The 21,987-nt window shown below is 43.6% G+C and carries 37 protein-coding genes and 1 pseudogene; 32 read left to right on the top strand and 6 right to left on the bottom strand.

Features of this window, described 5'->3' with window-relative positions; genetic code table 11:
- Nucleotides 1-149: 149 nt before the first annotated feature.
- The 12 genes from ACJJIP_RS16560 to ACJJIP_RS16505 all read left to right on the top strand — a co-directional run bounded on the left by ACJJIP_RS16560 (nucleotide 150) and on the right by ACJJIP_RS16505 (nucleotide 6,919).
- Nucleotides 150-491, top strand: coding sequence for a hypothetical protein (locus ACJJIP_RS16560; RefSeq protein ID WP_444945629.1), 342 nt, complete (start codon nucleotides 150-152; stop codon nucleotides 489-491).
- A 90-nt stretch (nucleotides 492-581) separates the two neighbouring features.
- Nucleotides 582-1,064 (top strand): hypothetical protein, encoded by a 483-nt coding sequence (locus tag ACJJIP_RS16555; RefSeq protein ID WP_353377289.1) that lies wholly within the window; start codon nucleotides 582-584, stop codon nucleotides 1,062-1,064.
- A gap of 1,402 nt (nucleotides 1,065-2,466) precedes the next feature.
- Nucleotides 2,467-2,772, top strand: coding sequence for a DUF6966 domain-containing protein (locus ACJJIP_RS16550; protein WP_353377292.1), 306 nt, complete (start codon nucleotides 2,467-2,469; stop codon nucleotides 2,770-2,772).
- Between the two features lie 70 nt (nucleotides 2,773-2,842).
- The gene (locus ACJJIP_RS16545; protein ID WP_444945628.1) at nucleotides 2,843-3,301 is read left to right on the top strand and encodes a DUF4304 domain-containing protein; all 459 of its coding nucleotides are present in this window, start codon (nucleotides 2,843-2,845) and stop codon (nucleotides 3,299-3,301) included.
- A 78-nt stretch (nucleotides 3,302-3,379) separates the two neighbouring features.
- Nucleotides 3,380-3,727 carry a hypothetical protein gene (locus ACJJIP_RS16540; RefSeq protein WP_444945627.1) on the top strand — a complete coding sequence of 116 codons (348 nt, stop codon included), beginning with the start codon at nucleotides 3,380-3,382 and terminating at the stop codon, nucleotides 3,725-3,727.
- Between the two features lie 108 nt (nucleotides 3,728-3,835).
- The gene (locus ACJJIP_RS16535) at nucleotides 3,836-4,222 is read left to right on the top strand and encodes a hypothetical protein (protein ID WP_444945626.1); all 387 of its coding nucleotides are present in this window, start codon (nucleotides 3,836-3,838) and stop codon (nucleotides 4,220-4,222) included.
- Between the two features lie 183 nt (nucleotides 4,223-4,405).
- Complete coding sequence (locus tag ACJJIP_RS16530; RefSeq protein ID WP_444945625.1) at nucleotides 4,406-4,570, top strand: hypothetical protein; 165 nt, start codon at nucleotides 4,406-4,408, stop codon at nucleotides 4,568-4,570.
- 68 nt (nucleotides 4,571-4,638) lie between these two features.
- Nucleotides 4,639-5,103: a hypothetical protein gene (locus tag ACJJIP_RS16525; protein WP_444945624.1), complete on the top strand. Its 465-nt coding sequence runs from the start codon at nucleotides 4,639-4,641 to the stop codon at nucleotides 5,101-5,103.
- Nucleotides 5,104-5,131: 28 nt separating this feature from the next.
- The gene (locus tag ACJJIP_RS16520; RefSeq protein ID WP_444945623.1) at nucleotides 5,132-5,479 is read left to right on the top strand and encodes a hypothetical protein; all 348 of its coding nucleotides are present in this window, start codon (nucleotides 5,132-5,134) and stop codon (nucleotides 5,477-5,479) included.
- A 106-nt stretch (nucleotides 5,480-5,585) separates the two neighbouring features.
- A complete protein-coding gene (locus ACJJIP_RS16515) occupies nucleotides 5,586-6,080 on the top strand; it encodes a hypothetical protein (protein WP_444945622.1) in 495 nt (164 codons plus the stop codon).
- A 98-nt stretch (nucleotides 6,081-6,178) separates the two neighbouring features.
- A complete protein-coding gene (locus ACJJIP_RS16510) occupies nucleotides 6,179-6,454 on the top strand; it encodes a hypothetical protein (RefSeq protein WP_444945621.1) in 276 nt (91 codons plus the stop codon).
- A gap of 159 nt (nucleotides 6,455-6,613) precedes the next feature.
- Nucleotides 6,614-6,919, top strand: coding sequence for a hypothetical protein (locus ACJJIP_RS16505; RefSeq protein ID WP_444945620.1), 306 nt, complete (start codon nucleotides 6,614-6,616; stop codon nucleotides 6,917-6,919).
- 562 nt (nucleotides 6,920-7,481) lie between these two features.
- Here the strand turns inward: ACJJIP_RS16505 and ACJJIP_RS16500 are convergent.
- The 3 genes from ACJJIP_RS16500 to ACJJIP_RS16490 form a co-directional block, all read right to left on the bottom strand.
- Nucleotides 7,482-7,646, bottom strand: coding sequence for a hypothetical protein (locus tag ACJJIP_RS16500; protein WP_444945619.1), 165 nt, complete (start codon nucleotides 7,644-7,646; stop codon nucleotides 7,482-7,484).
- Nucleotides 7,647-7,805: 159 nt separating this feature from the next.
- On the bottom strand, nucleotides 7,806-8,096 hold the full coding sequence (locus ACJJIP_RS16495; RefSeq protein WP_444945618.1) for a DUF7673 family protein: 291 nt from the start codon (nucleotides 8,094-8,096) through the stop codon (nucleotides 7,806-7,808).
- A 175-nt stretch (nucleotides 8,097-8,271) separates the two neighbouring features.
- The gene (locus ACJJIP_RS16490; RefSeq protein ID WP_444945617.1) at nucleotides 8,272-8,613 is read right to left on the bottom strand and encodes a response regulator transcription factor; all 342 of its coding nucleotides are present in this window, start codon (nucleotides 8,611-8,613) and stop codon (nucleotides 8,272-8,274) included.
- A gap of 104 nt (nucleotides 8,614-8,717) precedes the next feature.
- Here ACJJIP_RS16490 and ACJJIP_RS16485 point away from each other — a divergent pair, with 104 nt between their 5' ends.
- The gene (locus ACJJIP_RS16485) at nucleotides 8,718-8,999 is read left to right on the top strand and encodes a hypothetical protein (protein WP_444945616.1); all 282 of its coding nucleotides are present in this window, start codon (nucleotides 8,718-8,720) and stop codon (nucleotides 8,997-8,999) included.
- A gap of 182 nt (nucleotides 9,000-9,181) precedes the next feature.
- Here the strand turns inward: ACJJIP_RS16485 and ACJJIP_RS16480 are convergent, their stop codons facing one another.
- A complete protein-coding gene (locus ACJJIP_RS16480) occupies nucleotides 9,182-9,601 on the bottom strand; it encodes a LexA family protein (RefSeq protein ID WP_353377241.1) in 420 nt (139 codons plus the stop codon).
- A gap of 99 nt (nucleotides 9,602-9,700) precedes the next feature.
- On the opposite strand from ACJJIP_RS16480, the gene ACJJIP_RS16475 reads away from it, so the two are divergent.
- The 11 genes and pseudogenes from ACJJIP_RS16475 to ACJJIP_RS16425 all read left to right on the top strand — a co-directional run.
- Entirely contained in the window at nucleotides 9,701-9,820 is a 120-nt protein-coding gene (locus tag ACJJIP_RS16475) for a hypothetical protein (RefSeq protein WP_444946934.1), read from the top strand.
- 145 nt (nucleotides 9,821-9,965) lie between these two features.
- Entirely contained in the window at nucleotides 9,966-10,286 is a 321-nt protein-coding gene (locus ACJJIP_RS16470; protein ID WP_353377234.1) for a helix-turn-helix domain-containing protein, read from the top strand.
- Nucleotides 10,283-10,615: a hypothetical protein gene (locus ACJJIP_RS16465; RefSeq protein ID WP_444945615.1), complete on the top strand. Its 333-nt coding sequence runs from the start codon at nucleotides 10,283-10,285 to the stop codon at nucleotides 10,613-10,615. Before ACJJIP_RS16470 ends, ACJJIP_RS16465 begins: the two co-directional genes overlap by 4 nt.
- 324 nt (nucleotides 10,616-10,939) lie before the next feature.
- A complete protein-coding gene (locus tag ACJJIP_RS16460; RefSeq protein WP_353377232.1) occupies nucleotides 10,940-11,110 on the top strand; it encodes a hypothetical protein in 171 nt (56 codons plus the stop codon).
- Nucleotides 11,111-11,602, top strand: a complete 492-nt coding sequence (locus ACJJIP_RS16455; RefSeq protein ID WP_444945614.1) for a hypothetical protein — start codon at nucleotides 11,111-11,113, stop codon at nucleotides 11,600-11,602. It begins immediately after the preceding gene.
- A gap of 208 nt (nucleotides 11,603-11,810) precedes the next feature.
- Nucleotides 11,811-12,149 carry a hypothetical protein gene (locus ACJJIP_RS16450; protein WP_444945613.1) on the top strand — a complete coding sequence of 113 codons (339 nt, stop codon included), beginning with the start codon at nucleotides 11,811-11,813 and terminating at the stop codon, nucleotides 12,147-12,149.
- 527 nt (nucleotides 12,150-12,676) lie between these two features.
- The gene (locus tag ACJJIP_RS16445; RefSeq protein WP_444945612.1) at nucleotides 12,677-14,260 is read left to right on the top strand and encodes a hypothetical protein; all 1,584 of its coding nucleotides are present in this window, start codon (nucleotides 12,677-12,679) and stop codon (nucleotides 14,258-14,260) included.
- A 255-nt stretch (nucleotides 14,261-14,515) separates the two neighbouring features.
- Nucleotides 14,516-14,893 (top strand): D-Ala-D-Ala carboxypeptidase family metallohydrolase, encoded by a 378-nt coding sequence (locus ACJJIP_RS16440; protein WP_083922651.1) that lies wholly within the window; start codon nucleotides 14,516-14,518, stop codon nucleotides 14,891-14,893.
- A complete protein-coding gene (locus ACJJIP_RS16435; protein WP_020411168.1) occupies nucleotides 14,893-15,054 on the top strand; it encodes a hypothetical protein in 162 nt (53 codons plus the stop codon). Before ACJJIP_RS16440 ends, ACJJIP_RS16435 begins: the two co-directional genes overlap by 1 nt.
- A 613-nt stretch (nucleotides 15,055-15,667) precedes the next feature.
- Nucleotides 15,668-17,530 (top strand): FG-GAP repeat domain-containing protein, encoded by a 1,863-nt coding sequence (locus tag ACJJIP_RS16430; protein WP_444945611.1) that lies wholly within the window; start codon nucleotides 15,668-15,670, stop codon nucleotides 17,528-17,530.
- A 214-nt stretch (nucleotides 17,531-17,744) separates the two neighbouring features.
- Nucleotides 17,745-17,933, top strand: a pseudogene (locus ACJJIP_RS16425) (D-Ala-D-Ala carboxypeptidase family metallohydrolase); the annotation flags it as partial.
- A 320-nt stretch (nucleotides 17,934-18,253) separates the two neighbouring features.
- Here the strand turns inward: ACJJIP_RS16425 and ACJJIP_RS16420 are convergent.
- Both ACJJIP_RS16420 and ACJJIP_RS16415 read right to left on the bottom strand, forming a co-directional pair.
- On the bottom strand, nucleotides 18,254-18,598 hold the full coding sequence (locus tag ACJJIP_RS16420) for a hypothetical protein (RefSeq protein WP_444902136.1): 345 nt from the start codon (nucleotides 18,596-18,598) through the stop codon (nucleotides 18,254-18,256).
- Nucleotides 18,599-18,765: 167 nt separating this feature from the next.
- Nucleotides 18,766-19,086 (bottom strand): hypothetical protein, encoded by a 321-nt coding sequence (locus ACJJIP_RS16415; protein ID WP_020411164.1) that lies wholly within the window; start codon nucleotides 19,084-19,086, stop codon nucleotides 18,766-18,768.
- Nucleotides 19,087-19,274: 188 nt separating this feature from the next.
- On the opposite strand from ACJJIP_RS16415, the gene ACJJIP_RS16410 reads away from it, so the two are divergent.
- The 8 genes from ACJJIP_RS16410 to ACJJIP_RS16375 all read left to right on the top strand — a co-directional run bounded on the left by ACJJIP_RS16410 (nucleotide 19,275) and on the right by ACJJIP_RS16375 (nucleotide 21,894).
- Entirely contained in the window at nucleotides 19,275-19,565 is a 291-nt protein-coding gene (locus tag ACJJIP_RS16410) for a DUF5675 family protein (protein WP_245556636.1), read from the top strand.
- Between the two features lie 23 nt (nucleotides 19,566-19,588).
- Complete coding sequence (locus ACJJIP_RS16405) at nucleotides 19,589-19,789, top strand: 3TM-type holin (RefSeq protein ID WP_444945610.1); 201 nt, start codon at nucleotides 19,589-19,591, stop codon at nucleotides 19,787-19,789.
- 3 nt (nucleotides 19,790-19,792) lie between these two features.
- Nucleotides 19,793-19,936, top strand: coding sequence for a hypothetical protein (locus ACJJIP_RS16400; RefSeq protein ID WP_444945609.1), 144 nt, complete (start codon nucleotides 19,793-19,795; stop codon nucleotides 19,934-19,936).
- The gene (locus ACJJIP_RS16395; protein WP_020411160.1) at nucleotides 19,933-20,082 is read left to right on the top strand and encodes a hypothetical protein; all 150 of its coding nucleotides are present in this window, start codon (nucleotides 19,933-19,935) and stop codon (nucleotides 20,080-20,082) included. Before ACJJIP_RS16400 ends, ACJJIP_RS16395 begins: the two co-directional genes overlap by 4 nt.
- 53 nt (nucleotides 20,083-20,135) lie before the next feature.
- Nucleotides 20,136-20,513, top strand: coding sequence for a hypothetical protein (locus ACJJIP_RS16390; RefSeq protein WP_020411159.1), 378 nt, complete (start codon nucleotides 20,136-20,138; stop codon nucleotides 20,511-20,513).
- 208 nt (nucleotides 20,514-20,721) lie between these two features.
- Nucleotides 20,722-21,159, top strand: coding sequence for a DUF2190 family protein (locus tag ACJJIP_RS16385; RefSeq protein ID WP_444945608.1), 438 nt, complete (start codon nucleotides 20,722-20,724; stop codon nucleotides 21,157-21,159).
- On the top strand, nucleotides 21,152-21,403 hold the full coding sequence (locus tag ACJJIP_RS16380; RefSeq protein WP_020411157.1) for a hypothetical protein: 252 nt from the start codon (nucleotides 21,152-21,154) through the stop codon (nucleotides 21,401-21,403). Before ACJJIP_RS16385 ends, ACJJIP_RS16380 begins: the two co-directional genes overlap by 8 nt.
- Before the next feature lie 164 nt (nucleotides 21,404-21,567).
- Entirely contained in the window at nucleotides 21,568-21,894 is a 327-nt protein-coding gene (locus tag ACJJIP_RS16375) for a DUF5992 family protein (protein WP_020411156.1), read from the top strand.
- The last annotated feature ends 93 nt before the right edge of the window (nucleotides 21,895-21,987 follow it).

Raw genomic sequence — 21,987 nt, 5'->3', positions numbered from 1 at the left:
TTAGTTATAGTTCTAGCTTGGGTCTCCTATGAGGCACTTGGAAGTTAAGCAACTAACAAATCAATTAACTACGCGCCTTCGGCGCCCGACAGCTTACACTCCGCTTCGCTACATTCCAGCTGCGGGTTATTGAGGCGTTAAATGTCATCATGAATGAATTGCCATCGAAAGAAGAAATGCAGTCCATCATCGAAAAAGAAATCGATGGAATGGAGCCTGGGCTAAAGGCTTATGCATTCTCCATATTGATACCTTTGAAGAAAAAGGTTCTTAAATGGGAGTATGGAAACGACGAAGAGTTTCCCGCATGGGAGTTTGCCAACTTTGGTGAGCGCAATGTCGGTGCGGCGTACTGTTTAGGCGGTCATGGTGCAAGCGGTGATTCCTGGGGCCTCATATTCACCAATGATGATTACTTTGGTATGGATGCAGGTTGGTATAGCAGCTTCAAAGAAATGCTAACTGATGGCTGGTATGGGCAAAACATTTAACAAGTCAATGAACTTCGCGCCTTCGGCGCCGGACAGCTTACATTGCGCTTCGCTCCGTTCCAACTGCCGGTTATTGAGGCGTTACACGTCATGATTAAACGAACCATCGCAACAATATTATTGGTATTTTCAGGATTTTGCTTAGGGGGAACTGTGCAAGAAGGCAAAGAAGAATCTCAAGAATTAATGGATGCAGTATTACCGCTTGCACAAAGGCTATTGTCCGAACATGGTGAATTCTTTCCTTATGGCGGCGCAATGACTCCTGAAGGGAAAATTGTAAGTGTCGCAGCATATGATGGCGACGAGCATCCTGCCTCCTCAGAGGTGATAGACATGCTTCATAAGGCATTTCATACAGCAGCTAAGAATAAAGAATATAAAGCTACTGCTCTTGTCTACGATGTTAGGGTTCAATTAGCTAACGGCGAACCTTCAGATGCATTAGCTATCGAGCTGGATCATGAGTCGGGTTATTCTACTGTTGTTCTGCTTCCCTACACATTAAACAATGGCCAGCTTCAATACGGTGAAACTTCGGCGCAAGCAGGTGAAAGTAATGTCTTTCAATAGCAAGCAACGTGTAACAAGTCAAAGCACTTGGACGTGGCAAAGCTGTCATCTTTTGTGCAAAAACACGCACAAAAGCCGCCAACTTCACCACTCCGGTGTTTGAGGCGTTATATTACTCCATGAATTCAAAACTAAAGAAAAATGTTTTAGCCATAGTGGGGTTTGTAGGATTACTTCTCTGTGGGGGGGGCTTTAATAAATATGCCGGTAGAGTTGCCCACGGAGCACCGAGGTGAATTTAGCGTTGTTGGGAAAATCGACTCTTGCGATTTCAAAGGCTTAACTAGACACTCGCCAAAATTTTTTGTGGGTATAGCTTTGCAAGATTCTGAAGAAATATATCGAGTTAACCCTTTGCATAAAGAGCGAAAGTTTTATGAATCTATTTGCTCTTCCAAGAGCTATGTACATATAAAATTCCGTGCTATAAAGCGTTTGGTTGGTCCAATAAGATTTTGGGTAACCCATATTAAAGCAACGTAATATAACAAGCAGCGGCAGGGCGATAGCCAACGCTACGCACCTTTTGTGTTACTCGCTGTCGCTCAAACATTAACACAAAATGCGCTCCGCGCTGGCTGCGCCTGCGCTGGGCGTTATAAGTCATGATGAGAAAGTGCCCAAAATGTAAAGAGAAAGCGGTAAAGGTAAAAATGCTGTCTTTCTCAAGTAGAATGCATTGCGAAAAGTGCTTCTTCCAGTATGAATACACATCCTTATCTAAGTGGGTGATAGCATTTTACGAGGCCTGTATACCCATCCTTGCAATCTACATGGGGTTGGCACTTCAAAGCTTAGTGGTTTTTGGATCCCTATTGTTAGCTGCTCCATTTCTTGCTGAGTTTGTTTTTGCAAAGTATTGCTCACTAAAGCCAGTTGGCATCAGGGCCTTAAGGGAGAAGCTCCGTGGCAAAAGCTTATAACAAGCGGCTGTTGTCGCGCCTATGGCGCTGGGACGGCCATTTTGCCGCTTCGCGGCTCCATGGCCGCCCCAAAGCCGGGCGTTATGTGGCTATCAGATCAAAGCGGAAATGAATATTAGAAATTTTGTTGCGTTAGTTCTTGTTGTCTCTGGATCAATATTATTGGGTGGCGCCTTGTGGTCTTTAGCGGGTATATATACTTGCCCAGAGGGCACACCGGATTGTGAGGGATGGGCTATTTTGGGTGGCTATGTACTAGGTCCAACAAGCTTCGGGCTTCTAGTTGGTGGAGTAGCTCTGTATAAAAGGTATAGCGCTTGGTTCCAGCTTGTTGCAGCTCTTGGGTTAGCATGGGGCGTGTATTGGGGGTTTGTGTGAAACCGCATAACAATCACAGGCAGGTTGCTCCGGCCCTTCAGGCCTGCGCGGGACGGCCTACGCAAGGTTTCGGCCGCCCCTGCTATGGGCGTTAAGTGCCTATGAGCGATAAGTACAGTGCATATAAGCTAATTCTTGAAGAGTTAGTATTGGTTCTCGGAGAATATAATGAAGAGAATTGGTTCGCCTATTTCTCTAAATCCTTGGAGCTACTAGAAAACAATAAGCCACAAGCAAGTATTTCTCACTCATTGCGTGCATATGGAGGAATGTGTAGCTTCAGTGATGAGTTGTATTTTACTGGCGCTCCTCCAGTTGAGGCGCAAAGAGGGTATGAGCTTCGTGAATTACTATGGCAGCAATGCAAGGACAGTGAAAATGTTCTCAAGCGTATTTTTGAGCTATGAGCACTTAACAAATTTAGGCAAGCGACGCAGAAAAGCGCCGCGCGCCTGCTAAAAGCGTTAGGCACACAACATGGCATCGGAAGAGAAAAAGGATTTAGAGGTTGTTTTCAAGCCTTTGCTAAAGGAGCTCCGATTTCGAAAGAAAGGAGGGACCTGGTGGCGCGAAGTAAATGGATTTATTCAGGTCGTGAATATTCAGGGCTCTCAATTCTCAAAACGGTTTTACCTAAATTTAGGTGTTTACATTTCGGAAATTGGAGATAAGTCGCATCCAGCAGTATATGATTGCCATATCCGGATTCGCCTTGATGAGCTTCATTCCGCTAACAAAGTAAATGAGCTACTCAACTACGAACACGTTGCGCTAGGTAGCCCGGAAAGAAATGAGTTGGCAACTATTCTTAAAGAGTACGGCATTCCTTGGCTTAATCAGTGTTCGTGCTTCGATGGCGCAAAAGCAGAATACGTTTTACCGAACCGCGTCATGACAAAGCACCAGAGGGAGGCCCTAGATGAGTACTTTGCCTAACAAGGCCAGCCAGAGGGACCAAAAAACCGCCGCTTCGCTCTGGTTTTTCGGCCCCTGCCGGCGGCGTTAGGAGTCTCGATGGGTCAAGAATTTGAAAATTTTAAAAAGCTATATGATGAAGAGCTCCGCCAGGAAACACCGACTGCTGATTTTATTGTGGACGCAGCTTTTAGATTTCTCACGGAAGGAAATGTAATAGATATTCTCGAACTTTTAGCCTCAGACGAGATTGGGGCCAATGAGATGTTCTGGAAAGAGATTAACAGATCGCCAGTCTCAAACGAAGACTGGGAGAAGTGGGTTTATATAGTGGGGGAGGTAAGCCATGAAGAGTATAAGAGAAATATGCGAGAAAAAATCGAGCTCGTGAGGAATAATGTTGATCCACTAGAAAAAAGCTGCAATTCAATGTTCAGGGCTCAGTGATGTGTGGAGCTCCTAACAAAGTGCTGCTAGGGACAAACCTACGCTACGCTCAGGTTTTCCCCAGAGCACGACGTTATGTGTAATCGATAAGTTGGTGAGGCCCTAGTAATGAGAAGAGTAATATTGTTAACAGTATTTCTAGCGGCATGTGCTACGACTCCAGAGATGTATCAACCGAATTTAAATAAAGCGGTCTTGGTTGCCCAAAATGATGCTTGGGGAAAGTCATTTATTCCGCTAGAAACCCAAGCCAATACACGGATTGAAGCAATTGATGGTGAGAAGGTATCGGATTTTTTCAATAGTACAAAAAATATTTCCATTGATCCTGGAGAACATAAGGTAGTGGTTTCTTGCTATCTACGAAGGGGGGGGCTTCATCAAAAAGCGGAGCACGAGTTCATCCAAACTTTCAAGAAAGGCATAGTGTACGTTTTTGCGGGTAAGCTTGGTAAGGGCCCAGAATGTGAAGTTGATATTGAGCAACGTACATAACAATTACAATCAGGTTGCTACGGGCCTTTGGCCCTTCGCGGAACGGCCTACGCTGCGCTCCAGCCGCCCCTGTTGTAGCCATTAAATTTCATCATGGTTATATTCGCAGTTACAAGAAATGGCTACACAGAATTAGAGCCAATAATTAGATCGGCGCTGTATCCAGTATGGGTGGGCGATGGCGTGCTGAATGAGCAGGAGATAGATTCGCTACGATCAAGCGATATCGACCTGACTAACTTCAACTATGCAATAGATCCTAGCGATGATAGCGCGTTAGATGAAGCACTAGCCACGATTGCAGAGCACCATCCAAATGAACGGGTTTGGCTAGAGTGCCTACCCTAAATTTAACAAGGCATGCAAGCGGGACAAAGTGCTGCGCATTTCGCCTCTTCGCTTGGCGTTAAATTTCTATGAGCCATATTCACATTAATCACAGAGTTCTCTTGAAATCGGTGCTAATTTCAGCAATTGTGAGCACTGTTGTAATGGCTTTTTTTTCAGGCTATGGAAAAACGATTACACCTGATGGTGTTGTTACTCATTATTACAATTTCAGCTCCGTATTTTTATGGATGCCAATATTGTTTATGGTAATGATGCCAACCATCGTGATAGTTGCCTACCTGCTGGGTATTGTCCTAATCAAGAGCCGACTATTTTCATTGCCAATTGTGGTTATTGCTGGAGCTGCGGGTGGTGGCCTGGTGATATCTATGCTGTCGGGGAAATGGCTAATGTTCTCAATAGTTGGTTTGTATTACATTGTGTCAGGTATAGTTTCAGCAGTTACCTGCTATTACCTGTACAAAAAATTTAACAAGGCGCTCAATTCGCAGGCTTCGCCTGCTGGGACGCCAAAAAACGGCGCCCATTAGCGCGGCGTTATACCTCTTGGCGGTTTAGATGAAGAGAGTACGTGAAATAGAAATAGCATTAAGGGATTCGATACTAGTTTCTCTCTCGATAGAATATGAGTATTACTCTGAGCTTTTGAAACAAGGCAACTCAGTTAATATGAAGTTTATTCGCTTTGATGAAGAGATAATTGAACTTCAGTTACTCAATGTTTTGGAGGCCGACTTTTGCGATGATTACTCAGGTGTTTGCGTATCTCACATAAAAGCTTTGAGTCAAAATGATAGAATTACTTTATCATTGGATCCGTACGATGAACGTGTTGATGCTATTGAACAGAAAGACAATTTTGTGCTCACGGCTAAGCAATACTATATAAACGTAAGTCAGGTATAACAAGATGATGATGTTCGTTCCGGCCCTGCGGGCCTCCACCGGACAGCCCACGCTACGCGTGGTCTGTCGCATATCACGGCGTTAGAGCTCTCTAGGTAATTACGAAATGGTATCTGAAGGTCCTGTGTTCTCATTGGGAGAATATATCTCTGAGCACAAAGATGATGATTGTGGTACGTGGGAGAATGGTCACGCTCCTTATATTGAGTATGTTCTAAATCAATTTAATGAACAGGAATCAAAGGAATTCAGTGAAAAGATATGGATGTGGTCAGATTTTCACTTGTATATGCTGGCAGATCCAATTCTCTTTTGTAAAAATGAATATATTGATCGTTATTTTTTATATTCAAAAATATTTGGTCAGGTTGGTGATGTGGAATACTTGGAATACTTAGCTGAAAACCTACGAGCTGTTATTCTTAACTCGAAAATGAAAAATATGGATAGTGATTTTCTGAGCAGGATAAAGAGCAATCTAGTTAAGATAATTGAAACAACAAATAACCCGAATTGGGCCGATGCACATAATCAATTGATCAACTTATTGGTGGAAGAGATTCTGAGGAATGACGGGGAGAAAGCATGTCTCAAGTGGTAGCTAAAACTCGTCAAATTCTAACTCCACCGGACAGTCGACACAGCGTTCTGGCTGCCGTTTAGCAAAGCGATTATGAATCGAGTAGATTTTTGAGGATTATGAGTAATAAAGTTATTTTTATAATGGCCTTTTTTATGGTTGTTTGTGGGGTAGGTTGTGCAAGCCAAGAGGATCTTCTCCATGCTGATCTTTGGTCTGATGATTCATATATAAACACTCCTAAAAACAGTGAGGCTGCACAGGATCTAGGCAAAACACCTCGGGCTAGAATGTTGGAACAACGAAATATTGATAAAGAGCGAAAGAATCAATCATTAAAAGATCAGTTGCTTGATGATTTAGTTTTGGGTAAAGATGGGAAGATTAATTTTTAGCCTAATGTCAGTAGTACTCAAAGTATGGTGTCTCCGGCAAATCCATACAAAGCCATTAGATTCACTCTGGCCACAAAGTACGTGGCCTCCACTGGACTACCTCCGCGCTGCTCCGGCATCTGTTTATGGCGGCATTAGCTAGAAAAAGAAAATCGAATCATGAAAGAACCAGAACTAATCGTCATCCTACTAAATCTAGTCATCGTGCTTATTGCATATTTCATGATTTATCCTAAGTTAGCAGGGGCAGATGGAAATAAACTAGCAATTAGTGATATTTTTGCATCAGGCATATCGATAATAATAGCTGGCACCTTGTTCTGGAATTCAGGGCAAGAATTTAATGCCTTGTTTTTTAAGCTGAACTGGTTTTGGTTTACGTTATTCACATATGCTGCAATAGAGATACCTTTAATGCTTTGGTATTACAAAAGAAACAATGTTTGGGAATCGTTCAGCAGCTAAGAAGCATATCAAACACCTTCCAGCCGAAATTGGTAATTAAACTATTTTCAGAAATCATCTAAACTTTTGCCTGGGGACTCTTTTCCTGGGGGGTATCCGGAAGAAATGGAAGATGACATCGCCAGTCTATACGACTGGGTGGGATATTTGCCGAAGGTGGCAACTTGAGTGCGAATAAGCCTGTTTTCCCTGTCGTCAAAATGTATCTTGTGTTTGGCGGGCTAGACATTGAGTATTGAAACCAGTATTTTTCTAATAAAATCATAGCGTTACATTTTTGTGTGCGGAAGACTGGCAGTGTTGAGGTCAGCGGTTCGATCCCGCTTAGCTCCACCAAATTATCGTTGTAAATCAACGACAAAAAACCCGCTCAAGCAGCGGGTTTTTTTGTGCCTGAAATTTAAGTTCATATTAAGTCCGCCAATTCCTTTGGGGGTAAACAGGCTAAGCGACTTCTAACTGGTAATTAGCTTCGGCCAAAAACTCTAATTTTGTATAAATTTACAGTGATACACTTTGTTGGACTTGGCCGATAAAGTGATTGCGAATAGTTTTTCCTTTTTCACACTGCCTCCTGGTTATTCACAGTTTGTTTTGGGGGCTGACCTTGGGTAGCTTCAGAGTGCGCGGCTATCTGCTCGCGCATGCCGTTTATTTGTAACTGCTGGGTTTCTATTGTGGCCATCAGGTCTTGGGTGATTTGCAACAGCTGGGAGAATTCATTCATGGCCTGTGCCTACCACTTTCTTGAACCGGCCTATTGCCGGCTCCCAGTGCTTGCAGAGCTGGCAAGCCCAGCCGCGTAATAACAGCTTCCCGTTAAATACTGGCTCTGCGAGTTTTCCACAGAGAGGGCAGCGTATTCTTGGGAGCTGCTGGGCCTGGTTCACGCTGCTCCCTTCCTTTGGGTTTCAAGGTGAGACCACTCGACGCAAAGGGTGCGAAACTTTTTCTCGCCATGCGCAATGACGTTTTGGGGGTCTTTACCTGTAATTAAGTTGAGTGCGTGCTGATCGTTATCCCCATCCAGTAGAGCGAGTTCGGCAACGGGGACCGTAAAATCATTACTGTTCCAGGCCGAAAGCAATACCTGTGCAGCTATTGCGCTAGCGCCGGAGTAGCCGTTGGCTACGGTGAGTAGGGTTTCCACACTCTGTATTGGGCTGAAACTACTCATGCCGCATCACCTCCAAACGGAGGCCAATCATCACCCTGCGGAGGTCGAGCCAACGCAGGTTTTGGCTGTGTGTGGTGGTCTTTATGGCTTGAGGCAACGATTGGCCTGGTATAACCACTGGGGTGTGTTATATCGCGTTGAGTTAGGGCTGTTGGGAGTACATAGACTTTGGCGGTCATACGATTCCCTCGCGGTTATTGCAGATGCGGAGTGTTCGAATAGTGGGGCGGCGTTGGATACGGGTGCGTAATTGCTCTTGTGTACCCTTACCAATACCGCTGAGAACTGAGGCGATCAGAGCGAACTGAGTTAATCCGTGCTTTACCGCCTTGGCCACCGCTTCAGTGCTATTGCGGGCATGCAGCTTGTAAAAGCATTCCGCCAGCAGGTTAGTGACATTGGCTACAGAGCACCGCATAGCTTCGGCAGTCTCTTTGTTGGAGAGGCCGCGGGCGCGATGTGTAAGCGCTTCAGCTTGGCGTGGCGCCAATGGCCTTAGATTGCTGGCTGTGTGCATTTTGATGCCCTGTCCTTGGTTAACAACCACAGTAGCCGAAAGTTAATTTTTTAAAAGCTCCTCTCCTTGATATGCTCAGTGAGCGCTTATCACGGAGGATAAGAATGAAAAAACTAAGACATGCAGTAGTAGTAGTTCTGCTAGTGGCTGGCCTTGGTGGTTGTATTGCAACGAATGAGACGCCAGCGATTATTAGTGAGTACTTTGCTTTAGAGCACCTTTCAACAAAGCAAGAAGTATTGAGTAAGGTGAGGCAAGCTTTGTTACGGGATGGGTTTCAGATTTTGTCCTCTGATTTAGAGGCGGGTTATATCTCTACATCCCTAAAAAACAGGAAGCTCACGCCGGTGTGGTGCAAACGAGGGCAGAGATTATTTAGAGGATAATTACACCAAGACAGAAGTCGCCTTTAATGTGGTTGTTGATGATAGGGATGTGATTGTTCGCTCAAATATTCAGGGCGAATACTTACCGGGGAAGCCGGCTCGAGATCTTACTTTGAACTGTGTTTCTCGCGGTGTTATTGAAGTTGAGATGGTCAAAAAGATTCTGTTGTGATTCTCAGCATTCAAAAAAGCCCGCTACTGCGGGCTTTTTTGTGTCCTACTACAGGGGTGTAGGAGCCAATAATTACGCCACAAAACGATATATCTTTGCCTGTAACTTCCATCGGGGAGCGGATTGGATTGATGGGGAGTAGATAAATATGGCCCATATCTTCTGTATAGCCTTTGAAGGTGACCTCACCATTTATTTTGGCGATAACTCGGCAGCCATTGGTCAGAGGTTTGTCGGGGTCGACAAAAATGATTGTCCCTTCTGGATAAGAGCGCTGGCCTGCGTAGGGGCTAGTCATGCTATCGCTATTTACTCGTAATGCGAAAGCGCGGTTTGAGTGAGCAGCGGGGTAGGGCAGCCAAGCTTCGGCTTCCCCTGGCTCTAGTAGGTCTACGGCTTCACAAAATGCTCCCGCCTGCGCCCAGCTAATCAGTGGAATTCTTCCTTGGGTTCGTGGTCCTTGCGTAACATTGCTTTCCTCCTTGATACCTAGCTCACCAGGTCCACTGCCGGCACCGGTAAGAGGGCGATACCTCCGAAACTCTGTAAAAAAATCGAGCTGGCTACCCAGCTGGTTGTTACCCGTGCTCGCCTACGCCCTGATGTATTTGGTCCTTTGGACGACCAAGTAAGTGTTGAAATCCAGTGAGCAAGCTAACTGGGCATAAGTTTGCTGGTAAAACCTGAAGATCAACCATTTTCAAATCCCTCTGTTGCGACATGGTGATTCTGCTGCTTGTGGAGTAGGGCGGTAATTCGGTGCGCTATATGGAAATCTATACAGGAGGTGGGTGGTGAGCTTTGAAGCTGCGGCATGGGCCATTAAACGCAGGACTAGAACACCAACAGCAAAGCTGGTTTTAATCGCGTTGGCCGATTGCCATAACAGTGATACCGGGCAGTGTGACACGGGCAATGCGTACCTGGCCGACGTTGCGCAATGCACGAAACGTTCAGTGATCAATGCCATCGAAGAGCTGGAAGAACTGGGCTACTTGAGCGCCGAAAAATCCAACGAGCGCAGAACCAATTATGATCTCTTTTTACACGTAAACCGATGCAATGATTTCACCGATATAAATGACAACACGTCCTTCTCTATAGAACCAGTATGAAACCAGTAGAGAGAGGCACAGTTCCAAAACGCGCCAACCCCCAACGCGGCACACGCTTGCCTGGAAACTGGGTTCTCACAGATAAATTCCGCACCGAAGCCCAGCGCCTCCGCCCAGACCTGATCCCCCGAATCCACGACATTGCCGAAAGCTTCCGCGATTACTGGATATCCCAACCCGGTCAGCGCGGCGTAAAACTCGATTGGCTCGCCACCTGGCGCAACTGGCTAAAACGCGAGAAATACATCACTCCGCAACCCCGGGGGTCAGGGCAACAGCGAACACGAAGTCTCAGCGCAGTAGAAATTGCAACAGATACCAACTGGTAAAACCCAATCACCAAGGAGAGTTCACCATGTGCAAAGTCACCATTCCAGAAGCCATCAAACGGATTTCCACAACCAACCCCAGCAGCCCCCTAGCCGTATTCCGCACCAAGTCCGCCCACCTCGTGGAAGTCGTGTTCGCGAATACGGTGGTTACCCAATTCTGGATAAACCAGGGGCATATAAATTACCTCGGCACGTATCATCGAGATAATTTGCACGCAGCCGAAAGGCGATTTCAGGATTACTACGAGAGCATGCCGCAGGCTGCTTGATGGGACGCTTGGCTGGTTTTTTGTTGTTTGATAATTGCTTGGGGGGCATGACATGAAATTCGATAGTGCTAGACAAGCGTGGCACGACGCCTTTGATGGCTCCACAGCCGCATTTGATTATGAGGTCATGGGCGGCCGAAGTACGGTTTTATCAGCTGGGAGAGGGCGTAAGGTTGTAATTCGCGGAGAGGTGCAGGGGAGGGCCAATCAGGTTATTTACTGAGTGGATGCTCCAAGAGTCAGCGCGAAAGAAACCCCTGGGGCCAGGGACAGTGGCAACCGCATCATGGATGTCTGTGAGAAAGGGTTAATCCAAGATGCAGTTGCAAAGCTACAAGTGAATGACCCGTTGGCCTACTGCTGGGGCATGGCCGCCTACGCCCCTCTAGCCGCAAGAATTAAAGAGCGGGCAGCACTACTGCAATACTTGATGTCTGAGTTCGACAAATGGCAGGAACCGCACCCGCGAGAAAAGGTTAGTCAGCTAGCGCTATTTTGTATTAATGCGTGTGCACTGCGTGATGTAAATGGCCGAGTAATAGACCTGGGCCAAGCGCGGACAATTTTAGGGTGTGACAAAAAGCGTTGGGATAGGGAGTGGGTAAAAATTTGGAAACGTTTGCAGCGGCGTTTGGACCCATTACCCGCAAGAGCTTTAGGGCCTGTTTCTGAGGTTGTGCAGGAGTACAGAGGGCAGCTTAAAGCCGCTTGTTGACAGCTTTGTCCTGAGGGGGTATAAATTCCCTAGCATGCAGTTTTTCTGCTTTGCAGGAAACCCGGCCTTCCCAGCCGGGTTTTTTATATCCCGATCATGGGTCATGGATGAATGAGGGCCTTCTGTCTATGACTGTATTTAAGAAATATTAGATCGGTCGATGATATCCTTAAAAATAGTATCTTGTTAATTATTGATTGAGCTTTGGATGAAAAAATTAGCATTAGTCGTATTTGGTTTTTTGTTCTCTCTTGAAGTCGCTGCTGCGAGTAGTGGGTTTGTGGATATATCTGATAATAATATTCAACTTATAAATGGTAGTGGAATGAGTAGACTTCTTGTTTACGGCGTAACCATGAGCGGTACGACATGCACTAATACAGATGTTCCGATATTGTTATTCAGCGAAAGTGATATAGCTAAAGAAATGTATTCCATGATTCTGACTGCTAAAGCGACAGGAAGAAAGGTAAATATAATTTCTGGTGAATGTGTGGATCTAGTGGGGGTTACCTATAATTCCATCACCTCTGTCTATATGAATTGAGAGTGGAGTGGTTAAGTAACTATTTTTATCGGTGCTAACTTAAGTGGCCAAAATTAGTATTCAGTTTTAATTCTTTGTCTCTGTTGAAAAGTAACCCGGCTACTTTAGCCGGGTTTTTTCGTTTCTGGGGCTTTATTTTCATCTCTCGGTGAACTCTGTACTTGGCTTCATTTTGGACAAGCTGTCCGCTTTTATTTTCAAGGGGAAATAAGATATTGTCCTTGTCGTAAAAATTTACAGATGACTTTACAAACTTTATTCCTAGAGATTTAGCTATTTCATCTCATGGAAATTATCTAACTTTTGCTAAAAGCTTAAGCGGTTAAAAACTCATGCAGCTGTAGACATGATATTGACTAATCAGATGTCAGAATCTCCATTGATTTCCGCGATACATGAAAATAAACAAAAGTGAATATGCAATTATTGAAACCTATAGCAAATATGATCTTGGTTGTTAAGTGTGAATTTGGATAAGCACTTGCCTAGGTCACTCAGAGCGTATCAATTAAGTAAAGGAGCTACTTGTGAAGGCATTAATTGCATTTGCTGCAATCACATTGATGACAGTTAGTACAAATGTTATTTCAGATGACAATACTGCAATATTGATTCAAGTTGGTGGCGGCAATCTAGCCAATACAGATCAATCAGGCCTAACGACCCAAAATAACTTAATAGTTCAGACTCAAATTGGTACCTCTAATGAATCAGTTGCCGCGCAAAATGCTGGTACCAATAGCAGTGAAGCAACACATCTACAGAATGGTGAGTTAAACTTTTCTAGTTCGTCCCAGATTAATGACACCTCTCTTAGTAGCATCTCAATAGTGCAGCTGGGGCAATCAAATGAAGGCTTTGCAGAGCAAGGCAATGTCTCTCTAAGTGCTGCATTGGTAGGTCAAGTAGGATCATCGAACCAAGCATTTGTTGGCCAGCGTGATGTTGAAACCAGTTTTGCGAGTTCTAACCAAGTTGGCTCAATGAATGTGTCTTTCTTGGCTCAAATTCTTACCTTTGAAAGTATCGCTTTGATCAATCAACTGGGATCCATGAATCAAGCTAGCCTAGCTCAATCGGGTCCGGTCATGGCAAGTATTGCCTTGATCAATCAATTCGGAGATATGAATGGAGCTAGCCTTGGCCAAATAGCGGTTAGCGAAAGCAGTGCTTCAATCAACCAAGTAGGTTCTACGAATTGGGCCAGTATTACCCAAATTGGAGCGATGGCGAGTAGTGCTTTTATTAATCAGTTGGGCTCCACAAATGAAGCTATTCTCAGCCAAGGGAATGGGGTTGCTGGAAGTGTTGCTTACATGAATCAAGTGGGTCAAATGAATATTGGAGAAGTGGGCCAACTAGAAGCTATTGATAGTACTGCGTTTGTTAACCAGTTTGGTTCCATGAATATGGCAGGTACTGATCAGAACGAGGTTACTGGAAGTGGGGCCCTGGTCAATCAACTCGGCGCTATGAATGAAGCTAACGTTTTTCAAAATATGGTTACTTCAAGCAGTAGCACTATCAACCAGTTAGGTACCATGAATATTGCAGGAAACGGCCAAAATACCGTCGTAGCAAGTAGCACTTCAATTAATCAAATAGGTTCTATGAATGCAGTTGGTATTGGCCAGGGTACGATCACATCAGTTCATAATTTTATAAATCAAATAGGTGTAATGAATGTTGTCGGAATTTCCCAGGGGGGTACAGAAAATACAATCTCGCTTAATCAATTAGGCGTCATGAATAGTATTGGTATATCTCAGTCAGGTACAGAAGGCTCTATTAGTTCGAATCAAGTAGGGTCTATGAATGAGGCTAGACCTTTCCAAATTTCGGTTGCCGATAGTAGCGCCTTGACCAATCAAGTGGGGGTTATGAATGACGCTAACATTAATCAAAGTACAACTTTAGAAACTAGTGCATCTATCACTCAAATAGGTTCTATGAATGATGCAGATATTACCCAGCTATCCGCAGTACTTAGTGTTGCTTCTACCACTCAATTAGGAATTGGTAATAGCCATACAATTAACCAAGCTGGAGTTGGTCAAACCGCTGTAGTAGTTCAGATAGGAAATGGTAATGTAGGAACAATTACCCAGTGATAACAAGTTTTCCATCGCGATTTAGTTAAGATTTGCTTTACAGTATTAGACTTCCATTGCGAGCGAAACTGCTATCATTAGGTGCTTCCTGGAGTTGGAGTATGTTGTTGTAACTAGTTTTGTGAATGACTTGTTATGATCTTTTGACTTCCTCAATGTTTGACTATTGTAGAAAAATATTCTCTCTATAAGTCCTGAGGAAAACTAAATTCTTAAGTCTTGCTTAATGCGAGCTTTTTTATTTCTAATAACTCAATGTTCAATAATGACTACTTCCTAAACTGGGAAATGGCTTGTCATTGCTGTGGAAAAAATCATTTTAAAGATGAAACACTCAGACGCTTGATTCGAGTCAGAGAGCGTTATGGCAAACCAATGATTATTAATTCCGGTTACCGCTGTCCAGCTCATAACGCCAGATTAAATGCCACCATGACCCATGCCTCCGGCCAGGCTGTTGATGTTTCTGTAGCTGTGAGCGGGGCGCATAAGCTTATAAAAATTTCCTTAGGAGAGGGGTTCACCGGTATAGGAGTGAAGCAGAAAGGGCTAATCAAAGAGCGGTCTATTCATTTGGATGACCTTGGATCAATTTCTGGTAAGCATTCGCGCCCTACGGTGTGGAGCTATTAATGATTTTAGCTATATCCGACCTATTCGGAAAAGCCATAGACAAGGCGTTCCCGGATAAGGCGGAAGCTAACCGACTCAAGGAGCGGGTGGCACTACTACAATACTTGATGAGTGAATTTGACCAATGGGAAGAGCTGTACCTTTCAGAGAAATTGAGCTAGTTGGCACTATTTTGCATTATTGCGTGTACGTTGAGTGATGCGAATGGGCGATTAATAGACTAGGGTCATACGCGGACAATTCTACGATGTGACAAAAAGAGTTGGGATAGGGAGTGGATAAAAATTTGGAAGCGCTTGCAGAGGAGTTTGGACCCTTTACCCGCAAGAGCTTTAGGACCTGTTTCTGAAGTTGTGTAAGAGTACAGAGGGAAGCTTAAGGTCGCATTCTGACAGCTTTGTCCTGAGTAGGTATAAATTCCCTAGTATGCAGTTTTTCTGTTTACAAAAAAAACCAGCTCCCTCACCTGGGTTTTTTGTGTCTTAATATTCTATATGTTGATTTGTGAGTTGATAGACTGTCTATTTCTAATATGCCTATCTTTTATAAATATTGATCAAGTCTGCTTGATGATATTGGAGTAAAATTTGGTACAAACATTGGTTTGTCTGTTTTGATAATTTGCATTTGTGTACCAATTTGTCCCAAGCGAGAGTTATTAAATATACTGAAATCGAATTAACTGGCTTGAATGGTGGATGTTAAAAATATATTGAATTTTGTGAGCGTATTGGTGTTAATTTTTAAGTGACTATGTTTTAAAGGTATAAATAAATGGCCACCAGGTTTAAACTTTCTTTATTTTTAGTGCTTGTGTTTTTCTCAGGGGGTGTTTTTTCTCAGTCCTTACTCTACTCAAGTGAGTTTGATTTGAAAAGAAAGGGTGGGGGAGAATTGTATGGAAGTTGGGTTTCTGTAAACCAGGCGAACTATATTGTTTCTACAAGAGAAGAGCTTCAGAATGCTTTGGCTCAGGCTTCCGCTGGTCAAATTGTATATGTCAGTGATAACGCAGAAATAGATTTAACAGGATACTGGGATTTAGATATTCCTAGCGGAGTTACACTTGCTTCTGGTAGAGGACAGGATGGAGCTCTTGGAGGACTTCTTTTTACAGATGAAATGAGTAAGAGGGGGTTGTTCAATTTAGGTGATAGATCCGACATCAGGATTACAGGTCTTAGATTTAAAGGGCCATTTTCGGGGATCGAAACAGATGATTGTGGTAATAGAGATGCTGATGGTATACGAGTAATGTCATCTTCTTCTGTTGAAATTGACAACAACGAGTTCTTTGCTTGGCCCTTTTCGGGAATCAAGATTAATTCTTCAAGAGCAATTGACATACATCATAATCATATACATCACAATCGGCGAAGTGAGAGAACAGAAGGTTGTCGTTTTTATGGGCTTGGTTATGGCGTTGTTACTGACACTAGTCAGGATATGACTATTAGGCATAATCTTTTTCACCATAATCGTCATGATATTGCTAGTGCGGGTAGTATAGATGAATGGACAGAGTATGAAGCGGCATACAACCTAGTTTTAGGTGGAGCTAATAGCCATAGTTTTGATGTTCATGGAGGTGATGATAAAGATCATCGTGATGATCATAACGCTGGTCATTATTTTTTATATCACCACAATATTTTTTATAACCCCAACTATACTGCAGTTAAAGTTAGAGGAATACCTATTAAGGGGGCATGGGTCTTTGATAACGTTTTTTCTCATGATGATAAAGAGTTTGCTGTTCGACAGCATTATGTAACAGGGAATTTAACTGTTGGAAAAGATGAAGTTGGAGTAGAAAAGCCTAACGTTTATGGTGAAAAGGTGCCAGGTTATTGGAGTATTTCTTACTCTGGTGATCAATATTGGGAATGGCGTCGATTTGAAGATGAAGATTTTAATAACTTTGGCTGGGGAGACTTTGATGGCGATGGAGCGACTGATGCACTTCTTGCTAATGGCTCAGATTGGTTTACGTCTCCAAAAGCAAAGGGTGATTTAACCAAATTGGTTTCTTCGAGTGTTACTAAAGATAAGTTGCGATTTGGTGACTTTAATGGTGATGGGAAAACTGATGTTTTCAGAGCTAGTGGTGAAGGATGGTATGTAGTTTGGTCAGGAAAAGGAACCTGGAATAGAATTGGTACTTCATCTACAACAGTGGATAGCCTTTCTTTTGCTGATTTTGATGGCGATGGTATAACTGATATTGTTCATAACTCTAAAGGGACGTGGTCTGTATCTTGGTCTGGAACTTCCGGGTGGAAGACGCTAAATACAAATATGCCTGACTTTTCAGATTCAGTGATTGGTGATTTTAATGGTGATGGAATCGCAGACGTATTAAAGGCTGATGGTACTTACTGGTGGGTAAGTTTATCAGGTCAGGATCCATGGATAAAATGGGGGATATCGAAAATAACTGTGGATAGAATGAAGCTTGCTGATTTTGATGGAGATGGTACTAGTGATATTTTTATAGTAAGCAATTCAGACTGGTTGGTGTCTTTCTCCGGAAAGTCTGGATGGGAGAAAATTAATGCATCTTCTGTTTCTATTCAAGATTTAGTGATCAAAGATTTTAATGGTGACGGAAAAGCTGACGTGTTAACTAAGTTTTGATAGTGATTTAGCCCCTCCTTCATATGAGAGGGTTTTATTCTCTAATCTAAATCTAATGGTTGTTATAAAGTCCGCTTTAAGCGGGCTTTTTTATTTGTGATGATTTAATGTTCGAAAATAACTATTCCTTAAACCGGAAGCTAGCTTGTCGCTATTGTGCAAAAATCATTTTAAAGATGAAATGCTAATGCGATTAATTTGAGTTAGGGAGCGTTATGGCAAACCCGTGATGATTACTTCTGGTTATCGGCGTCCAGCTCAAAACGAAAAATTGAATGCGACCATGACCCATACCTCTGGGCAGGCTGTTGATGTTTCTGTGGCTGTAGGTTGGGTGCAAAAGCTAATCAAAATTGCCTTAGAAGAGAGTCTGACCTGTATAGACGTGAAACAAAAGGGTTGATCAAAGAGCGATTTATTTGGATGACCTTGTTTCAATTTCTGACGAGTGTTCGTTCAAACAATTTTAGGGTGTGCCGAAAAGCGTTAGGATAGGGATTAGGTAAAAATTTGGAATCGCTTGCAGCAGAGTTCGGACCCTTTGCTCGCAAAAGCTTGAGGGCCTGTGTCTGAGTTTGTGCAGGAGTACAAAGGGCGGCTTAAAGCCGCTTGTTGACACCTTTTTCCTGAGGAAGTATAAACTCCTCAGCATGCAGTTTTTCTGCTTTGAATAATTAAACCGGCTATTGAGCCGGTTTTTTACACCCTGATTACATAGAAGTTTTAATTAACAATGTAACCCCAACTCCAGTTTTCGATTTGGGAGTATGTTTTGCATGAGCTAGTCCCAACAGCATGTATTTTTTTGCCTTGAGCTTGAGCTGCCAGAAGCATTGAATATATAGCCGCGCCGCCATTTTCATTCGTGTCGAAAGCAAGCATATCTTTATAGTTGGAGGCAGTACAATCGGCGGGTTCATAGTTTAGGTCAGACTTGAATTTGACATGCCCTTTTCCTGACTCGTCGATACGTACATACTCAATATCAAATGAAGATGCGATGCCAGCTGCACTGGTGATTGATGAGTAAGATAAGGCAATGGCAATCGGTAATATTAATTTTTTCATGGTAAGATTTTTTACGTTTATTTATAAAATATTCTCATCTAAAAGTAATAAATTTGATCTATAGATGAGTTTGATATTCTTATGGTTTGATTTACTTCTATATACGGATAGTAATTAGTTATTCCATGGTAGAGTTTATTTATAGTGAGTATGCGGCCTTATGAAAATTAATAAATCCTAACATAAAGAATACGAGGGTTTGTTCCGCAACCCGATGTAATCTCAGGATCATAAGTGATCATTACTTCTCTATTGCCCATAAGGGCTGCTAAAACTATAGATTGAATATCATCAGAACCTTCGTCATCTTGAATTCTAAATGCCAAGAGCTCTCCAGTTGATTTACTTTCTAGCTGTACCGTCCGACAGTTTGGTGAATGGTGTCCTTCAGTAAATATAATTTTACCGCGAACATTAGTTGAGTCCGCCGAAACAAAAGGTGCGGCTGAAGCTAAAAGTAATGCCCCCAGAGTTTTTTTAAGATTCATGTTTCTTATCTGTCTTATTATAAAGAAGAGTAGCTTACTTATTTTTTGACTACTTTCAACCAAAAAACTAAATAGGAAATTTCTACCTCATGGATTTTAGCCTGACAAGATTTGCCTATGGGTCGAGTGCTACTTTGGGGTGATTGAGTTTGTATGGCCGAACCTTCTATAAGGTAGAGCGTCCATGATTGGGTAATCGACCGTTTGAGAGCTGTATCCCTGAGGGCCTATACCTATGTGAGCCCTATAGTTCTGCCAAGTATCCTAACGTGTGGGAACTAAAGAAAGTTCCAGATCGCTCGACAATCCTGATTCACGCCGCCAACTACGCCTCTGATGCTCAAGGAGGTATTGGAATTGGTATGCCTCTTGCTCCGGGTGCCTGGTGGGTAACCCAGTCGCGCAAAGCTATGAAGGAATTACGAGCCGTTTTGCTACCAAGATTTGAATTAAGTGTCACTCACTATATTTCGGAATAACCATGATTACAGCTATATAAGAGTTGATTAGTAAGGTTATAGATAAGGCATTCCCTGACAAGACTGAGGCTAACCGTCTCAAGGCTAAGGTGGATGCTAAGCTCATTACAATGGACCTGGAGGAGCTCAAGCGGGCTACCCAGGTGATTACTACGGAAGCTATAGGTGACTCATGGATACAGAGAAACTGGCGACCGCTAACAATGCTGACGTTCGTAGGATAGATCGTGGCTCATTGGCTGGGGTGGACAGCTCCAAACCTCGGCAAGGAACAAGCGCTCGCCCTCCTGGGGGTAGTAAAAATCGGCCTCGGTGGTTATGTCGTGGGGCGCAGCGCTGAGAAGGCTATCAAAACCTGGAAGCAGTCATGACTTTCCAGGGCGCAGTAAAAGAAATAACAGAAAAAACCAGTTATCTCACTGCTGTTAGTGTAGGCACTTTTGCCGGGTGGCTTGCAGATAACTGGTTAGGTTTTACTGGTGTACTGATAGCTGCAGCAAGCCTTGCCGTTAACTAGTATTACAATCACAATAGATAAAAAATATAGGAAAGGCTGTAGGGAAAACTCTGATGAAAGTCAGTGTTAGCCTGGATACCTCAGCATTTGATCGTGCTTCTGCTGATCTGCAGCGTCAACTCCCTTATGCCAGCTCTGTAGCCCTAAATAATGTGGCCTTTCGTATCCGGGGAAAAGAGCGCACAGCTATCTTGAATATCCACCCCAAATTCCTGCTGTGTGATATTGCCGATGAAAGTGCCACAAAGGTTGCCTCGGAGTCAGAGTTTGAAGTAGGTGTTTCTGAGAAATCCAACACTGTACCCAACAGCGTGCGCAATATTGCCAGCATGATCTCCGATGGTCGCCTCTGCGGGCACAATAGCTGGTACGTCAATGCTGACCCGGTAGCGCACGACACTATCGAAGTGCTCTACTTGGACGGCCAGTAGGCCCCAGTACTGGAACAGCAAAACGACTGGAATATCGACGGGGTGGAACTCAAAGTGCGCCTTGATGCCGTCACCAAAGCCAGGGACGCAAAATGTATAGTGAAAACCCCTAAAACCTAATACCCAACTCAGCTTAAAAGAATCCGAAAAGGGCCGCTTATTGCGGCCTTTTTTATTGCAGTAGCTCTAACCCAAGCGGGGAAATGAAATGGCTACTAATTTTGTACAAGACGGGCGCATGCTGGATTGCACCAATAACACCAGCGCAGCTATCGCTTACGGCCAAGTAGTGGCCATCGGTGCAGTACTGGGAGTGGCCCATGACAATATTGCGACTGGAGCGAGCGGGGTCGTCGCCATTGAAGGCGTATTCATGGTGCCCAAGGTAACCGGGGCAGTGATTGGCAAGGGGCAAACCTTTACTTGGGATGTTTCCACAAAAGCCTTTGATGATGCTACAGCTACAGCTACAGCTACAGCTACAGCTGCAAGCGGCGATATCACTGGTCCCACTGCCTTCGCCGCAGAGGATGGTGTTACCAGTGTTGCAGTGAAGTTTACCGGCGTACCAGGCACGGTGAAAGCCCAGGTGATTTATGGACCTGGACCAAAGAGCCGCAGAGCGCGCGTTTCGAAAATTGGATAAGCCCGCTACCTATACAGACGGTAGCGGTGGTGAGTCTATAGAGTGCCGAGTGATTTGCGAGAAGGGCCTTGATGGATTTTCTAAAGAGCGGGTGCGGGTACAACGCATTGAGTTCAGCTTTCTAGTGAGTGAGGTAGGAGCTCATAGTGTCGAAGCTATGATTAACCTTAATCGGCAGAAATTCAAAGTGCGTCAGCTGTTGGAGGATGATGGGGTTGTGCGGCGGGTACAGAGGGATGGGTAGTCCAAGCTGGCAGATCAGCAGGGAATATCTGATTACTGTGGCTGAAATTTATAGAATTGTTTAAAATAACGAATGGAAATTTGCCGAGATAGCAGTTACAACTTTGGATAATTGTCACCAAAAGCAAGCTTCCAGTAAAATTTTATATTAGCGAAGAGGGATAAATGAAAAAGTATTTGGTTCTAATATTGATGTTTATTTCGATGAATTCATTTGCTGGTGCAGGATATATTACCACGGGTGCTACAGTGACAAAAGTATCAGCAACTTCACAGAATGCAGATGCTTTTTGGGTATGGTATTCATCAGGTACAGATAAGTGCTCAGGAAAGGTAAAATTTCAGCTTGCTAATGCAGGGACTGAAGGAGTATTTCAACGAACTTTTACGCTAGCAACGACAGCTTTAGTTTCTGGCAAGCGAGTTGATGTTTATAGTTATACGGATGATACTGATTGTTTGTCAGCGGTTTCAATCGATCTAATTGGTTAGTTTAATTTTTTTTTAAATATTCCCTAAAAGATATAAGTCAGCGAAAATGTTGAGTTTTAAAGAAGCTACCATAATTTTACACTCTTAATATTG

This window comes from Microbulbifer variabilis, assembly GCF_052467165.1.
This window is presented reverse-complemented; position numbering and strand designations above follow the sequence as displayed.

Coding starts and splice junctions, on each gene's coding strand:
- ACJJIP_RS16560 (WP_444945629.1), top strand. CDS start 150: ATGAATGAATTGCCATCGAAAGAAGAAATGCAGTCCATCATCGAAAAA.
- ACJJIP_RS16555 (WP_353377289.1), top strand. CDS start 582: ATGATTAAACGAACCATCGCAACAATATTATTGGTATTTTCAGGATTT.
- ACJJIP_RS16550 (WP_353377292.1), top strand. CDS start 2,467: ATGAGCGATAAGTACAGTGCATATAAGCTAATTCTTGAAGAGTTAGTA.
- ACJJIP_RS16545 (WP_444945628.1), top strand. CDS start 2,843: ATGGCATCGGAAGAGAAAAAGGATTTAGAGGTTGTTTTCAAGCCTTTG.
- ACJJIP_RS16540 (WP_444945627.1), top strand. CDS start 3,380: ATGGGTCAAGAATTTGAAAATTTTAAAAAGCTATATGATGAAGAGCTC.
- ACJJIP_RS16535 (WP_444945626.1), top strand. CDS start 3,836: ATGAGAAGAGTAATATTGTTAACAGTATTTCTAGCGGCATGTGCTACG.
- ACJJIP_RS16525 (WP_444945624.1), top strand. CDS start 4,639: ATGAGCCATATTCACATTAATCACAGAGTTCTCTTGAAATCGGTGCTA.
- ACJJIP_RS16520 (WP_444945623.1), top strand. CDS start 5,132: ATGAAGAGAGTACGTGAAATAGAAATAGCATTAAGGGATTCGATACTA.
- ACJJIP_RS16515 (WP_444945622.1), top strand. CDS start 5,586: ATGGTATCTGAAGGTCCTGTGTTCTCATTGGGAGAATATATCTCTGAG.
- ACJJIP_RS16510 (WP_444945621.1), top strand. CDS start 6,179: ATGAGTAATAAAGTTATTTTTATAATGGCCTTTTTTATGGTTGTTTGT.
- ACJJIP_RS16505 (WP_444945620.1), top strand. CDS start 6,614: ATGAAAGAACCAGAACTAATCGTCATCCTACTAAATCTAGTCATCGTG.
- ACJJIP_RS16500 (WP_444945619.1), bottom strand. CDS start 7,646: ATGAATGAATTCTCCCAGCTGTTGCAAATCACCCAAGACCTGATGGCC.
- ACJJIP_RS16495 (WP_444945618.1), bottom strand. CDS start 8,096: ATGAGTAGTTTCAGCCCAATACAGAGTGTGGAAACCCTACTCACCGTA.
- ACJJIP_RS16490 (WP_444945617.1), bottom strand. CDS start 8,613: ATGCACACAGCCAGCAATCTAAGGCCATTGGCGCCACGCCAAGCTGAA.
- ACJJIP_RS16485 (WP_444945616.1), top strand. CDS start 8,718: ATGAAAAAACTAAGACATGCAGTAGTAGTAGTTCTGCTAGTGGCTGGC.
- ACJJIP_RS16465 (WP_444945615.1), top strand. CDS start 10,283: ATGAAACCAGTAGAGAGAGGCACAGTTCCAAAACGCGCCAACCCCCAA.
- ACJJIP_RS16460 (WP_353377232.1), top strand. CDS start 10,940: ATGAAATTCGATAGTGCTAGACAAGCGTGGCACGACGCCTTTGATGGC.
- ACJJIP_RS16450 (WP_444945613.1), top strand. CDS start 11,811: ATGAAAAAATTAGCATTAGTCGTATTTGGTTTTTTGTTCTCTCTTGAA.
- ACJJIP_RS16440 (WP_083922651.1), top strand. CDS start 14,516: ATGTTCAATAATGACTACTTCCTAAACTGGGAAATGGCTTGTCATTGC.
- ACJJIP_RS16435 (WP_020411168.1), top strand. CDS start 14,893: ATGATTTTAGCTATATCCGACCTATTCGGAAAAGCCATAGACAAGGCG.
- ACJJIP_RS16430 (WP_444945611.1), top strand. CDS start 15,668: ATGGCCACCAGGTTTAAACTTTCTTTATTTTTAGTGCTTGTGTTTTTC.
- ACJJIP_RS16420 (WP_444902136.1), bottom strand. CDS start 18,598: ATGAAAAAATTAATATTACCGATTGCCATTGCCTTATCTTACTCATCA.
- ACJJIP_RS16415 (WP_020411164.1), bottom strand. CDS start 19,086: ATGAATCTTAAAAAAACTCTGGGGGCATTACTTTTAGCTTCAGCCGCA.
- ACJJIP_RS16395 (WP_020411160.1), top strand. CDS start 19,933: ATGACTTTCCAGGGCGCAGTAAAAGAAATAACAGAAAAAACCAGTTAT.
- ACJJIP_RS16390 (WP_020411159.1), top strand. CDS start 20,136: ATGAAAGTCAGTGTTAGCCTGGATACCTCAGCATTTGATCGTGCTTCT.
- ACJJIP_RS16385 (WP_444945608.1), top strand. CDS start 20,722: ATGGCTACTAATTTTGTACAAGACGGGCGCATGCTGGATTGCACCAAT.
- ACJJIP_RS16375 (WP_020411156.1), top strand. CDS start 21,568: ATGAAAAAGTATTTGGTTCTAATATTGATGTTTATTTCGATGAATTCA.